Source organism: Flavobacterium sp. KKT103, assembly GCF_055640565.1.
On record NZ_CM145766.1, the window covers coordinates 2,204,388 to 2,218,247 of the forward strand.

Here is a 13,860-nt window from a genome sequence, read left to right on the forward strand (position 1 = left end):
ATTTACAATTTTGATTTTATTGAAGGTATGTTCCTAATTGTATCTTTAGTATAATAAAATATGTTATCTTTTAGCTCAAAGCATTCTTTATTAGATTTCAAAATTTCATTAGAGTACAACTCTAAGTTATTTTCGAAATATTGTTTAATGTCAGTTGGATTTTCGTTAAAGATTATCTCAACTACCTTCTCTAATGACATACCCTTTTTTATGTTTTTTGAAATATTTTTAATGTCATTTTTGTTTAGTTTGCCGTTTGGTTGTGGCAAGAGTTGTATTTCTGCATTCGAATTCTCAATAATTTCTGGCATTGCAGTTCTTTGATTACTATTTTCATTTGTAGTCATAACATTATTATTCTGTTCAGTTTCTTTTATAAAAAGAAAGTAGAATAATGTAAATATCCATAAAATGAGAAACACCAGAGATAATAATTTATAAAGTTTGAATGGTTTTTTTTTTCTTAAAACTTTTATTTCACTCTGTTGATTAAGATTACTTGGCTGTAACCAGTCAGCTTGATCATTATAACTTATTGATAATTCAGTTTTAACTGGATTATTTTTTAGGCTACTTAAATATGTTGGTTTTATACTATGGTCAATATAATTTGTGAATTCACGCTTGTTTGAAAGGTGTAACATTTTTACATCTTCTACATTTTTATTGGAATTAATATCAATGATTGCTTCATTAATTATTTTTGAATATTCAGTAAATTTTTGATTTACTGTAGAAATTTGTTTCTCGGATTCTTCAATTTTTTTTCCATTTTCCTGATGTAACAATAAGTTTTGTTTTATACTTTCTTTGATATTATTTATTGTCACCTCCTTTTTTTTATCAAGTTCTAATAGTTCTCGTCCGAAATCGCTAACAAGAATTTGGCGCTGCTTCTTTTTTTCATCATTGAGGGATTGTACAGTATTGTCGAATTCGTTTTTATTTTCATCTAATAGTTTATACAATCTTTTTGAAACAGTGAATTTTGCGATTTCGTCGCTATTAGTAAAAAATATTGTGTCAAAATTATTGAGTAATTCCAATGATTTTTTGAAGTTTTGTTGTAATGTGTTCGTGTCAATCTGAGAATAAACAACGAGATTTGAATTGGAATTATTAAAATTTGTTGGTTCTTCTAATCGTCGTAGATTATATACTATTTTATCAAAATCAACTGTTACTGATTTTGATATCACGAAATCATTTGGATGATTAATAACCAATCTCCCATCAGATAGATTTGTTTTCACTAATTCTTTGTGGAAATGATTTAATTTTTCAATTGTAATATTTTCACTAGGAATTCCATTTGTATAAAGTAAACTAGAACCAATAAAAGTTCCATCTCTTTCTGATAATTTTTCTTTAGCGAATGTATAAATAGCGTATGAAATAGCAATCTTACCATTTATATTTTCTTTTCTTATTGAGTACAGTGTACTTTTAGGATAAACTTTAATTGCATTTGTTAGGTCAAATAATTTTACCTGTAAATCTGATTTTCTGTTTGCTGGTAGAAAACAAATTTGTCTAAAGTCGTTAGGATGTCCAAATGTTGCAAAGGCAAAGGCATAGATATTTTCCATACTATTAAAAACTAAATTTTATTTTTTCCCAAAAAGTTCCCTCAAAATTTAATGGATAACCGGTTATACTTTCATATAACCAATGAGATAGAATTTCTGAAGATTCCAAATTAAGTAGCGTTATTTTTTCTTCGCTTCCTATCTTTTCAATATTTCCAATGGTAAAGTATGTTTTGCTTAATTCATAAGAATTGATCAAATTGTTTGTCATTGGTAATCTTTCTTGTATAAAGTTTTCTAATTCTTCTTCATTTGAAATATCAGTTCTTCCAGAAATATCCCATTTCGAAACCACTAATATTACTTTTAGAGTTTTCATATGATTGCCCCTTCTTTCTAATTCCCCAAAAAATTCATTTATAAGAGAGTCATCTCTGTGAGCGGTGTCGTAACTTGTAACAATTATAATATTTAGCGGAATTTTAGCATTTAAATAAGCATCAATACTGCTATGATATGAACCTCCACGAGTTATTTCTTGATGATCTGCACCTGCTGTTTCTAAAAAAGTTAAATTGATTGGTGGTACTTTTTTTGATTTATTATTTGGTTCGAATATAAAGTCCATCCTTGTTACCTGATGCCTAGTTGTTCTATTAGGTAAGATTCCTTTACTAATATTTTCAAAAAAATCAGCTAGTAGAACTTGAGCTTCTTTAGTATTTGGAGTTCCTAGCTTAGGGCGTAGTACTCCCCCTTTTGTTCTTAAATAATATAAAATTGCTGACAAAATAACAGATTTACCAGATGCTGAAACACCAAAAAAGAAAACAAAATTACTGTCTTTGTTTTTAATGTCATTAGTATTAGCATTCACTAAAGGGACAAAATCTGTAGGCATATTATTTGCACTATCAAAAGAAATTGGTTTTAATAAATCGTCGTTATCAAAGGATAATGGTTTTAATTTTTCTTCACTCATTTTTCTAATTTTTTCCTATTAATACTTTACCACTTCTTTTACTGCTATTAAAGACACTTGAACTACTGTTATTGTTTTCGTTGCTTGGTGTCACTAATAAAACGATAATTACAATTACAAAATCTAATAAGATACACCCCATAAGAACAACAAATTGGTACATACTGAAGTTTTTAATGGCGTGGTCAAATGCAAATCCAATTTTACCGACATCTTGAGTTTTAGAAATTTCAGGAGTAAACTTAAATTTACTTTCTCCTAAAACGGTACGAGCACGATTACCTAATTTATTGTAGTCAGTTAGCGATTCATCAATTAAGCCTTGCGAAATATCATCTTTTTCCTTTTTTGAAAGTAGTAATAAATCCTGAATTTTTTTATTCCATTTTAAAACTGCATTATTTACATCAGTTTTTAGCCCTTTTTCTTCTGGTGAAAGATCAGAAATCATATTATCAATTTGACTCCCCATTCTTTCAGATAAATCGTCGTAATCGTTTCCTACAGGCGTTAGAAAATCAACTTTTTGTCCCGTTAATTTTTCAATATCTCTTATCAAAGATTGTGCTCTTGTTCCTATTCCTTTATTGCCAGGATCTTTTATTTGCTCCATCATCTGCTTTTTCTTTATTTCAATATTCTGAGCAGTTTCTCGATTGTACTTGTAGCTAAGTTTTGATTGAATATCAGATTCTAAATTGTTAAAACGCTCGTTAATATCCCGTAGTTCAGTTGTATATATATCAGTTCGCATAAATCTTGTGTATAAAGCATTAAAATTTGCAATAAAACAAAAAGAAGCAATAAATATATAGATACCAACTAAACTCGATGTTGAACGACCTTCAACTTTTGCAACTCTCATCATCCAAACTAGAAACAATAGTAAGAGTGATAAAACTAATGCTATTACAAATGATGCAGGACCAAAAATTTGATCTAGTCCAAGCCAAGTTTGATAAAAACTTACACTTATTAATAAAATGGCTAAGATTGCTAAAAAAAGATCTGTAATAGTAATTGATTTATTTTTCATTTTTTTTAAGTTTATTTGTTTTCGTTTTCATAATTACCAATCGTTTCAAGGAGTTCTTTCTCAAATGAATAGATGTCATCTAAAGATTCTAAAAGCATTCTTTTTTCAACTTTGCCTTCATTGAAAAGGCCAATATACTTTTTACTAGCATTAAGATGTAATCTACATAAGGGCTTTCTGTTGTTGTCATCTAAGAGAATTCCAAAATAAGATTGGGTGTCACGATGAACGATACGGTCAACAGAAATTTTTCTTCGAAGAATTGCGATAACTATTCTAAAACCCTCCATTTCTTCTTCAGTGGTTTGAACAAGGCTTTCTTCTACAAATTCAACTAGTTCCTCTTCTTGTTGTTTTGCCTCTTTATTTAAAGCAGCATTTAATCGGTCGTTAATTTTTTCGTTAACAAATTGATTAAAACCTTTTTGGACTAAGTCTTTAAACTCTTCCATTACCTTTTCAGTTAATCGGCCAGCATATACCTTGTTTGCAAACATTTTCACAAATTCGTTTGAGGGATTTGTCAGTTCATCATTAATTTGTTTTCTTATTTCTTTTACATATTTCAAAGAGCTTGCATTGGTGATGATGTTGTTTACATCAAAATTTGATTTGTGAAATTTGGAAATTTCACTAATTACATTATCTTTTAAATTGGTTATGTCAAATTCTAAAAATGGTTTTTGATCCATTTTATTTTTTTCATCAAGGTCTGTAAAGAATTGATAAACTATTCCATTTGTTAATAGTGCGAATCTTGTTTTTGAAACATGAAAATATCTAAAGAGTTGTGAACCATGAACAGTTAAATTTTCCTTCCAATTTTTACATTCAATTATTAAAATAGGTTCGTCGTCTTGTATTATTGCATAATCTACTTTTTCTCCTTTTTTTAAACCTAAATCAGCTGTAAATTCAGGTACAACTTCAGTAGGGTTGAAAGTATCATAGCCTAATAAATTAATAAATGGCAAAACAAAAGCATGTTTTGTAGATTCTTCTGTTTGGATCTTATCTTTAAGTAAAATAATTTTATCTGCCAATGCTTTAAGCTGTATGTTAAGTTCCATCTTTTCTTGATTTAAAAGTTTTCTCAAACTTACCGCCATAAAAAATGATTCCCTTACGGGAAACCGTAATCGAGTGAAATTTATGGCAAATACTTTTTTGAATATTGTGATTTAGTGGTTTTGAGCTTTGCAGAGGGGTTTTTACGCGTAAGAGATGGTAGCGGCATCCTTTTTATTTTGCCAAACGACGGTAGGAGTGGGCGAAATAAAAAGATATAGCGTACAGCTCGACCTCGTTGCTTGCAGCAAAAGTGAGGTTAGCCTATTGTTGTGCAAAGAGGTTACGCCCAAAAAAGAAGATGGATTGTTGATTGGATTGTGCGTAAATAAAAAAAGCTCCCCAATAGGAAGCTTTAAACGTAGTACGGGTGTTTTTATATTATGCCTAAATCTTTTGCGATGGCCACAAGGTGGACGGTATTGTTAGCTTTGAAATAAATTTTGAGTTTATTGATGTGTTTTTCGATGGAGCTTTTACTATTGGGAGTGATTCCTTCTTCTTTCAAAACCGTTTCCATACTTTCTTGTGATATTCCAATGGACAAGTTTTTTATTAGCATAATATCATAATCATTGATTTCAGTGGTTGTTTTGTCTTGAAGTAGGTGCAGGAGCTCGGCTGAGATATTTTCTGATTGGTTATTATATGCCTTTTCAATGGCTATTTTTAGATCATACATGGTATTGCGACCTTTTAATACATAGCCGTTTACTTGTAATTCATCAAAAAGCATCTTGATGCGATGGGAGCGATCCTCGATCGAAAATACTATTATTTTAATTTCAGGATAAAGGCTTCGCACGGCTTGTACTAATTCTACACCAGAGTTGAGTTGGTTTTTGTTATGATCAGCTTTAAAGGATAAATCAGAAATTAGCAGTTGATAGGGCTCGTTGTCAAGGGCTGCTTTTTTAATTTTCAATAATGCATCATCGCAATATTTGGAATACTGCACCTCTTCAACATTGAGTTCCCTAAGGATTTGTGCGGCACCTAAATCATTAAAATCGATATCGTCAGCTATTAGGACTTTTGTAAACATGTTCTCTTATTTTGGTAATGAAATTGTTGCTTTAAAACCTTTATTGGGTTCGGTTTCAAAAGTAACTATTCCGTTCAAAGCATGAATACGGTTTTCCACATTCTGGAGTCCATTTTTTAAAATTAATTCTTTGGCAAAACCAACACCATTGTCTGAGTAGCTGATTTTAATGGTGTTTTGGACTAAATCGAAACCGATTACAACCAAACTAGCATGGCTATATTTTTTCATATTTACCATAAATTCTTGTAAAACACGCTGTATGGTAATCTTTTTTTCGATTGATGTGACGGACCAATTTATGGGCTGACCGTTTTTAATGATCACTTCGGTAGTGGTGGATTTATAGCTATTTAGCATTTGCTTTAGCAGGTATTCGTAGTTTTCTCCTGTATCGATAGTGCTATTTTCTTTAGAGATATTGCGGGTTCTTGTATAAATTAGGTCTAAGTTATTTAAAAGTATTTCCTTTTTTTCTGGATTTTGCAAGTCTTGTGTGTCAGCGAATGTCATAGCATAAAACACATCATTGGCGAGTTCATCATGCAGTTTTTTGGCAATGCGGGTTTCAGTGGTATAACTTGCTTGGATGCGTTCTCTTTTAGTTTTATACTTATAATGATTGGCAAGTGCAGCGATGGATAGTAATACTAAGGCTAATATAAAGTAAAGAAGGTAATTTTGATTTTTTTTAGTTTCCAGTAGCAGTAAGGTTTCTACTCTTTGCGCCTTGATTTGGATGTTCTCTAAATTGGCCTGTCGAGCATCATATTTAATTTTAGCAAATTGATTTTTGGCGTTATTCCGCACTTTTTTAATGCTATCGTTTAGTCTAATAAAGCGAGCCGTGTAGGGATTAATTCCTTTTTCCTGATTTTCAGCCATTAAAAACTGCAATGCCTCTAATCGTTCATCAATACTTTGATGTAGTGTGGCTGTTTCGTATGCTTTTTGGGCGTAGTTGGTCGCGATCGTAGCATTAGTATTTTTGTAGAAATCAGCAAGGTGCAAGTAGTTTTCGATACTGCCGTAAGTGTCCTTATTGTTGGTTCTTATTGTTAATGCTTCTTTTAGGAGCGTCAATCCTTGTTCGACTTGGTTGTTTTTGAAATAAGCATATCCAAGATTATCCACGATGTTTGCTTTTTGAGACGGAATCGTATCGAGTAGGGTTAGCTTGTAAATAGGTTCCAAGAGTGCAATCGCTTTTGAATATTGCTTTTGTTCGATGGCGACTGCAGCTAAATTATTAATAGGGGCAGTTTTTAAAACCTTATTTTCTGTTTGTTCGAGTACCTGGTTGTAGTATTTAATGGCATCACGATAATTATATAATTCTTTGGCCGCAATTCCTAATAGGTTATAGGCTCCTAATAGATAAGCTTGATTTTCTTGAAGTAACGGTAAGGATTCAGTTAATGTCTCTTCACTCCCTAAATAGTCGCCATAGGTTTGTTGAATGCTGGCGATTTGCATTAGGTTGTAAGCGGTGTACGCGGTGTCTTTTTCAGATTCAAATAATTCTTTTGACTTGGAATAGTAAAATAAGGCACTATCGAACTTTTTATCGTAGTAAAAGGTATCTCCTTTTCCAGAATAGGTGGTGGCTTGCAAATGCCTTGAATTATCTTGCTGCGTGGTTTTAGGTGAACTGTTTTGTTGGCAGGCTACAGCCAAAAGGCAAACGAAAAATATAAAAATCGGGGAACGGAACATGTTAAGTTTCTTTCCCCGAATGTACTATTTTATTACAAAATATGGCTTTTTATTATGGTTTTTTTGGTGGGAGAATAATTATCACCGTGTCGCCCGGTCCGTCATCAGCAAAGGTGTTTGCTGGAATAGTTGGTATTGGGTTCTCTATAATTCTGGCTGTTGCAGTAGGATTTGACTCTTCAATTGCTGGTGCTTCGCATGATACGATTAGCATGCTGCAAAATACAATTAGTGCTGTAAAAAATATTTTTTTCATTTTAGCTTCTTAAAAATTAGACATAAGTTTGGCCGTTCGACATTGTAGATCGAATACTGTAAGGGTCAAACCATTTGGTTATTTGCTGTTTGTGGGAAGTAAAGTGCGCTAGTGTAAATCTTTAGGTTATACTTCCCGAATAACTGTTGGGACTTATATAGCAGCACTTTTTAGAAGTTGTTTTTGTACATTTGTTCCTATCGCGAAATAGAACGGTAACAATTTCTGAAGCAAAGAAAAGGCTGTTTTGTGCCTGTGTTGCTTAGGAATTCCTATGATTCCGTGAATTCCCAAGAATTCCTTTAAATTCCTAATGGTATATGATGAACACTAATTTAGAAAAGTATAAAAACGCTATTTTGGCCCAATATGAAGTTGCAAAAGAAGGTGTAAATGCTAGTTTTTTAGTTTTGCCATCGAGAGCTAAACTTAGAAAGTTATGTTTTCAAGTGTTTAAGGATACTTCTAGTACCGATGACTTGAAGACTTTTACTGCTTTTTGTGGTTTTGATTTCAGCCCATTGCTTGTTCACAAAATGACTGATGTTACCGATAAATTTCGTCCGATAGAAACCTTTTTTAAAAGGGAAACTGTTTTGTCAGATATTGAAGCACTGAATATGGCTGCCATTTTAGTAGATTTTGAAGTAAGACCTTTTTTAAAATTTTGTAAAGTTGCAGTACAGGAACCATCTACTACTATTGATAAAGAGTCTGTTTCGCCACAAGAGCAACTAAAAAGTAATAAGGAAACAACTGGCCGCGTAAGAAATAATAGTACACAACATCATTCAAAGTCCAAGCAATTTTATTTGAAGTCTATCGTTCTGGCCGTTTTTTTGACCCTCTTAGTATGCGGAATAGGATTTTACATATTCTCAAAAGAGGAATGTATGCAATGGCAAAGTGATCATTATGAAATAGTCGATTGTTCAGAGGATACCACTTTGGGTTTTGTAGGTGCAAAGGATAAGTTGGCGCTAAATAAAAACATGCTTACTTTTAAGAAAATACAAGTGAGCGATTCTACCATTTTTTTTAAAGATCATAAAGCTACCGTATGGTATTGTAAGAATGGGCAAGATTTAGAGTTTTATAATGGACCAGGTTTTCAACCTGAGAATGACAAACCACTAAAACCTATCACTAAATATATAATTAATAAATACATACATAACAAGGAGTAGTGAGGCAGTATCGTGTGTTTTATTTGTATTTTTTAAGGATTTGGGAATAAAAACTGCAATATTACATCCTGATAAGTACGTTTTTTATTTTCGATTCTTGAATAACTATCCTAAAAACGCTAATTTTATACAAATTACAATTATGCAATCATCCTTCAAGTTAGTAATAGCAGTGCTTATAGTCTTACCTCTTTTTTCGTGCAACTCCCAGCGCGTTACCTCTGATGCAGTCAAAAATAAAGTTAGTGATACCACCTTTGTTAATTTAAAAGAGTACAGTTCTGATTTTGTTTACGACATGAAATACGCTACATCAGACAATTTCTTGAATGCCAAAGTTTATGATTGCGATGAATGTTTTTTGAGGTTAAAAACGGTAGAAGCATTAGTGAAAGCCAATACCATTTTTATGCAAAAAGGCTTACGAATTAAACTTTTTGATTGCTATCGTCCTTTAGATATTCAAAAGAAAATGTGGGAAATCGTTCCCAATCCAAAATATGTTGCCGATCCCTCCAAAGGATCTATTCATAATCGCGGTGGAGCAGTAGATATTACCTTGGTAGATCAAGCGGGTAAGGAGTTGGATATGGGGACAGCTTTTGATTTTTTTGGAGTAGAGGCGAGTCATAATTATACCAAACTTTCTAAAAAAGTAAGAATCAATCGAGCATTGCTAAAAAAAATAATGACTGCGAATGCATTCAATTCTTTTGATTCAGAGTGGTGGCATTACAATTTGAAAGCAGGGCTACAGGATAAGGTTTCCAATCAAAAATGGGAATGTAAGGAATAGGTTATTCTACACACTTTAGGAAGTTAATAAAATAGTTTTCTGGATTATAAACAGTTCCATCCATCTCTGATTTTATTTCTTTTTTAATTACAAAGTCTTCTAAGCCAGTCGAAAATTTTATGCGCATCAACGATACGGGTGAATTTTTTAAATCCTCTAGAGTTCCTTTTAAAAACATAAAAGTACCCACGGTCAGTCTATTGTCAAAACCTTTATCGTCGCGCAGTAAGGTTCCACAATTTTCTTGATCGATGTGTAGTAAAGTAATTATTTTTCCATTATCTAATTGTAGATAAAGTTTTGAGTTCTTGTCGAAACAGTTAGCCTTGATAAAAACATTACTTTTTTGAATTAGTTGAACATTCAAAATCAATAAACCATCATCATAAGTTAAGGTGTTAAAGATATAACTCGCATTATCACCAAAATTCTTTTCACTCATTAGGTACGCTTTTGTTTCCTTATAGACTCCTAGAGAGTCTGTTACATTGGTGCTGTACTCACATGGGACTTGAGCATTCATTGCTAGAGATAGTAAAAAAAAAGTAAGCGTAATTAGTGGTTTCATGACATTTTAAATTTTAGTGCAAATTAAAACTATTTTATCGTTATTCTGATCAGTTGTAAAGAAACAGTACCTATTCCCTCCCTCCTTTATTTTATATTTTTTCCGAATACTTTCTACACTATCCGGAAAGTTCCTTATGGTGATATTCGCTTGTTTTCCAACCAAAGCTTCTTTCATTTCCTTTTTTGTGTACTTTATTAGTTGCTGGATTTCAAAAGTTCTACCGGGAAAACTAATAAGTTCGTCTGAAGTATACAAGTGTGAATGCTGATGTAGTTTGTTGAGTTTATAACTGCTACTAATGGCATCAAATCCACCTGATTTCATAATAGCACTATTAGGTTCGTAAACGTATTTTAGCGGAAGGCCATAGGTAGCTAGTGTGACTTGATTATTAAAGACGAATTCGAAAGTTTCGGTTTTTTCTTTACCAAGATTAACGGTTTTTATTGCTGTAGGACCTATGTAATCTTTGTGTAGTTCCCATAATAGTTCCTTAACTTCATTTTCAAGAGCAACGATGTGAATGATTTTCACATGCGCTAATTCAGCCATGCCTGCCGTTAAATCTAGTAATGGAGCAGTTTTTATTAGAATTGCAGTTGCGTACTCAAAATAGGTACTTAAATGAGCAGGGACATTAGGTAAGCAGTCTTGTAATAAGAAAACCTTTCCCTTTGCATCGTGCCTTCTGGAGGGATCAATATAAATCCAATCCCATTTTTTATCTAAAGTTTGGAGTGTTTCTAGGCTATCACCATGATAGCAACTAATATTCGTTGTTTCTAGTTGAACAAAATTGTGCTTTACAATCTCGGATAATTCGGTGTTTATCTCGCAGTGCGCAACCTCCCTAAGTTTTTTAGAAAAATAATAATCGTCTACTCCAAAACCGCCAGTCAAGTCAATCAAACTATTTCCAGATAGTAAAGTTGCTTTGAAAGCTGCGGTCTGTTCCGAAGAAGTTTGCTCAACTGAAATTTTTGATGGATACAAAATACCAGATGTTTTAAACCAAGTTGGAAGCTTGGCTTTAGCTTTTCCTTTTGCTTCAATTTGATTTAAAATACGAATCCAATCTACAGTAGGGAAAGGATTTTTTTGAAGGGCTAATTTTGAGATAGGGTTCGCAACGTTAGCATTTATAAAGTCCTGTATGGCTTCGTTTAGAAGGGTGTTGTCCAAAATTAAATGTCTTTAGTAAGTAATTTTATAAGTTGGTTTTCCGGGAAAAATTCCTTTGCAATAACCTTTATAATGGTATATAAGGGTACAGCTACAACCATTCCTACTATCCCAAATAAGAAGCCAGCGCTCAGGATAACCAAGAAAATTTCCAAAGGATGTGAACTCACACTTTTTGAAAAAATTAGCGGTTGAGAGATATTATTGTCCACTATTTGAACAATCCAGAAACCAATTAGAACATAGATAGTAGTTGGTAAAATTTCGGATTGAAAATCAGATCCTAAATTACTTAACATAGTTAAAATTGCAGCCAATACCGAAGCAATTAAAGGACCTATATAAGGTATGATATTTAGGACTGCACATAAAAAGGCAATTACAAGCGCATTTTCGACTCCAAAAATCAACAAGACAATTAAGTACATTATAAAAACTATAAAGAGTTGCAATAGTAAACCAAGGAAATAGCGCGATAATAAGATATTGATTTTGTTTAATGAATTTAAAATTTTGTCCTCATGGCTGTCGGGGATTAGTTTTTTAGCCCCATCAATAAACATCTGTCTGTCCTTTAAAAAGAAAAAAGTAATAAACATAATGGACCCTAAAGCCACACCTACACTACTAACGGTATTTAATATTGTATTTAAAAAATTAGGGATTATATTGAAATTTATTTTTGACCCTATGTTTGCCTCATTCCAAAGTGTCGATAAATCCAATTGATGATCCTCTAAAAAAATAGTGATTTGATTCATTAACTGCGTGATGTTTTTTTCAATAGAATTGGTATTGAGTAGCGATAAATTTTCACCTTGCGACACGACAAGTGGGACAAACATCATAATGAATCCAAAGATCAGCAATACAAAAATTAGTAAAGTGCTGACAGTGGCAAAAAGATGATTGAATTTCATCCTTTTTTTGAAGAAATCTAGTATGGGATTGCCGATCAATGTTACTATCAATGAAATGATAACATAAAGAAGGACAGATTGAATTTTATAAAAAAATAACAATGCTAAGCTACAAAAAGCAATAATAAGTAAAGCTCTTAAAATACCATTTGCGATCATTTTTGATGGAATCATAAATCTAATTTAGAGTATAAAGATAAAAAAAACTCGCTAGTAAATAGCGAGTTTCTTAATTGTTATAAAAAGGATGTAATACTATAAACGGAAACTTGCTCTTGAACCTCCTGAAAGGAATATAGCTGCCATTCTGCTTTTTTGACCATTTGAGAACATAAACATTCCTCTGTCATCCGTATAATCCATGTAATTCATAGTCATTTCAATAGGGTTACCGGAACATGTGCTGTAGTGTGGGTATGCAGGAACTCCATAATTAGCATCATTGTGCGTAGGAGTATCACTTACTAAATCACTTCCACAGTTAGCATCTCCCCATATGTGGCGTAAATTCATCCAGTGTCCTACTTCATGGGTTGCAGTTCTACCTAAGTTATAAGGATAAACAGCAGTTCCTGTGTCTCCAATATATTTTGAATCAATTGCTACACCATCTGTTGAAGAAGCGCCTCCTGGAAACTGAGCGTATCCTAAAATTCCGCCACCTATGGTACAAACCCATAAGTTTAATTTTGTAGTTGGAGCAGTGGCGTTGATACCACCTGTTGATGTGCTCTTCATAGCATCTGATGTTCCCCAAGAAGTTTTTGTTGTGGCTTTACGGTAGATCGCTTCAAGTACAAAACTAATTCCAACGTTAGCTTTAACTCCTGAAAATGCTGCTGGTACAGAATTGAAATCAGCATTTAATGCATTATAATCTTCATTTAAAATATCGATTTGTGATTGAATTTGAGCTGTCGAAATGTTTTCAGCAGTAGTTCGGTACAAAACATTAACTACTACTGGAATCTGAATTTTACCATTTACGATTCTTCCAGTTGCAATTGCATTTTCTGTAAATGCTTCAATTTGGTTCATTCTAATTGCTAAAGTAGGGTCAGCAGCTAGTTTTGATTTTAGAACTTCATCTGTAGCACATGCTTTTTTTGCTACTGTTTTTGCTGTTAAAGCGGTTGCTTCAGTGTTGTCATTTTGACAAGAGAAAAGAGTCAGTACTGCCATTGCAGTTAAAATAATTTTTTTCATAATTTACTCGGGGTTTGTTAAATATTATGTGGTTTTGTTAATAATGGTTCAATTATATAACAATAGTTTTAAATTATATAAAAAACATAAAAAATATTTTAACAATAAATTAAGAAGTCAGGATTGGCGCGGTTTTATAAAAAAAAGAACCGTAAAATATTTTTCATTAATGCTGTAATTTCTGATAGTAAATATTTTTTTTCTTGTAATTAGTACTTAGGAAGTAAGGCATATTGATGCTGTTTTTTTATTATTATTTAAGAAATAATTTTAGGTTAGGGTTACTGTTAGGTACTGTTACTATTACTATGAGACGTTTTTAGGTAACATTTAGAGCTGTACCGTTTAGGTCGTAATTAGCGTATT

At 32.3% G+C, this 13,860-nt stretch carries 13 protein-coding genes; 2 read left to right on the forward strand and 11 right to left on the reverse strand.

What is annotated here, in order from left to right; translation table 11 throughout:
- Nucleotides 1-2: 2 nt before the first annotated feature.
- From ACZ2G0_RS09515 to ACZ2G0_RS09545, 7 genes are all read right to left on the reverse strand, one after another.
- On the reverse strand, nt 3-1,589 hold the full coding sequence (locus tag ACZ2G0_RS09515; RefSeq protein ID WP_470307424.1) for a hypothetical protein: 1,587 nt from the start codon (nt 1,587-1,589) through the stop codon (nt 3-5).
- 4 nt (nt 1,590-1,593) lie between these two features.
- On the reverse strand, nt 1,594-2,511 hold the full coding sequence (locus tag ACZ2G0_RS09520) for a hypothetical protein (protein ID WP_470307425.1): 918 nt from the start codon (nt 2,509-2,511) through the stop codon (nt 1,594-1,596).
- 4 nt (nt 2,512-2,515) lie between these two features.
- Nucleotides 2,516-3,547, reverse strand: coding sequence for a hypothetical protein (locus ACZ2G0_RS09525; protein ID WP_470307426.1), 1,032 nt, complete (start codon nt 3,545-3,547; stop codon nt 2,516-2,518).
- An 11-nt stretch (nt 3,548-3,558) separates the two neighbouring features.
- Nucleotides 3,559-4,617, reverse strand: coding sequence for a type I restriction endonuclease (locus tag ACZ2G0_RS09530; RefSeq protein ID WP_470307427.1), 1,059 nt, complete (start codon nt 4,615-4,617; stop codon nt 3,559-3,561).
- A 374-nt stretch (nt 4,618-4,991) separates the two neighbouring features.
- The gene (locus tag ACZ2G0_RS09535) at nt 4,992-5,660 is read right to left on the reverse strand and encodes a response regulator transcription factor (protein ID WP_470307428.1); all 669 of its coding nucleotides are present in this window, start codon (nt 5,658-5,660) and stop codon (nt 4,992-4,994) included.
- 6 nt (nt 5,661-5,666) lie between these two features.
- The gene (locus ACZ2G0_RS09540; protein WP_470307429.1) at nt 5,667-7,337 is read right to left on the reverse strand and encodes a sensor histidine kinase; all 1,671 of its coding nucleotides are present in this window, start codon (nt 7,335-7,337) and stop codon (nt 5,667-5,669) included.
- Between the two features lie 91 nt (nt 7,338-7,428).
- Nucleotides 7,429-7,632 (reverse strand): hypothetical protein, encoded by a 204-nt coding sequence (locus ACZ2G0_RS09545; RefSeq protein WP_470307430.1) that lies wholly within the window; start codon nt 7,630-7,632, stop codon nt 7,429-7,431.
- A 320-nt stretch (nt 7,633-7,952) separates the two neighbouring features.
- Here ACZ2G0_RS09545 and ACZ2G0_RS09550 point away from each other — a divergent pair, with 320 nt between their 5' ends.
- On the forward strand, nt 7,953-8,819 hold the full coding sequence (locus ACZ2G0_RS09550; RefSeq protein ID WP_470307431.1) for a hypothetical protein: 867 nt from the start codon (nt 7,953-7,955) through the stop codon (nt 8,817-8,819).
- A 142-nt stretch (nt 8,820-8,961) separates the two neighbouring features.
- Nucleotides 8,962-9,615: a D-alanyl-D-alanine dipeptidase gene (gene ddpX / locus ACZ2G0_RS09555; RefSeq protein ID WP_470307432.1), complete on the forward strand. Its 654-nt coding sequence runs from the start codon at nt 8,962-8,964 to the stop codon at nt 9,613-9,615.
- A 1-nt stretch (nt 9,616) separates the two neighbouring features.
- On the opposite strand, the gene ACZ2G0_RS09560 is transcribed toward ddpX, so the two are convergent.
- The 4 genes from ACZ2G0_RS09560 to ACZ2G0_RS09575 form a co-directional block, all read right to left on the reverse strand.
- A complete protein-coding gene (locus tag ACZ2G0_RS09560; protein ID WP_470307433.1) occupies nt 9,617-10,183 on the reverse strand; it encodes a hypothetical protein in 567 nt (188 codons plus the stop codon).
- Nucleotides 10,184-10,189: 6 nt separating this feature from the next.
- Nucleotides 10,190-11,368, reverse strand: coding sequence for a class I SAM-dependent methyltransferase (locus ACZ2G0_RS09565; protein ID WP_470307434.1), 1,179 nt, complete (start codon nt 11,366-11,368; stop codon nt 10,190-10,192).
- 2 nt (nt 11,369-11,370) lie between these two features.
- Nucleotides 11,371-12,462: an AI-2E family transporter gene (locus ACZ2G0_RS09570; protein ID WP_470307435.1), complete on the reverse strand. Its 1,092-nt coding sequence runs from the start codon at nt 12,460-12,462 to the stop codon at nt 11,371-11,373.
- 81 nt (nt 12,463-12,543) lie between these two features.
- A complete protein-coding gene (locus ACZ2G0_RS09575) occupies nt 12,544-13,494 on the reverse strand; it encodes a zinc metalloprotease (RefSeq protein ID WP_470307436.1) in 951 nt (316 codons plus the stop codon).
- Between the last annotated feature and the right edge of the window lie 366 nt (nt 13,495-13,860).

Excerpts from the sequence above, each read along its gene's own strand:
- ACZ2G0_RS09515 (WP_470307424.1), bottom strand. The coding sequence starts at position 1,589 with ATGGAAAATATCTATGCCTTTGCCTTTGCAACATTTGGACATCCTAAC.
- ACZ2G0_RS09520 (WP_470307425.1), bottom strand. The coding sequence starts at position 2,511 with ATGAGTGAAGAAAAATTAAAACCATTATCCTTTGATAACGACGATTTA.
- ACZ2G0_RS09525 (WP_470307426.1), bottom strand. The coding sequence starts at position 3,547 with ATGAAAAATAAATCAATTACTATTACAGATCTTTTTTTAGCAATCTTA.
- ACZ2G0_RS09530 (WP_470307427.1), bottom strand. The coding sequence starts at position 4,617 with ATGGAACTTAACATACAGCTTAAAGCATTGGCAGATAAAATTATTTTA.
- ACZ2G0_RS09535 (WP_470307428.1), bottom strand. The coding sequence starts at position 5,660 with ATGTTTACAAAAGTCCTAATAGCTGACGATATCGATTTTAATGATTTA.
- ACZ2G0_RS09545 (WP_470307430.1), bottom strand. The coding sequence starts at position 7,632 with ATGAAAAAAATATTTTTTACAGCACTAATTGTATTTTGCAGCATGCTA.
- ACZ2G0_RS09550 (WP_470307431.1), top strand. The coding sequence starts at position 7,953 with ATGATGAACACTAATTTAGAAAAGTATAAAAACGCTATTTTGGCCCAA.
- ddpX (WP_470307432.1), top strand. The coding sequence starts at position 8,962 with ATGCAATCATCCTTCAAGTTAGTAATAGCAGTGCTTATAGTCTTACCT.
- ACZ2G0_RS09560 (WP_470307433.1), bottom strand. The coding sequence starts at position 10,183 with ATGAAACCACTAATTACGCTTACTTTTTTTTTACTATCTCTAGCAATG.
- ACZ2G0_RS09570 (WP_470307435.1), bottom strand. The coding sequence starts at position 12,462 with ATGATTCCATCAAAAATGATCGCAAATGGTATTTTAAGAGCTTTACTT.
- ACZ2G0_RS09575 (WP_470307436.1), bottom strand. The coding sequence starts at position 13,494 with ATGAAAAAAATTATTTTAACTGCAATGGCAGTACTGACTCTTTTCTCT.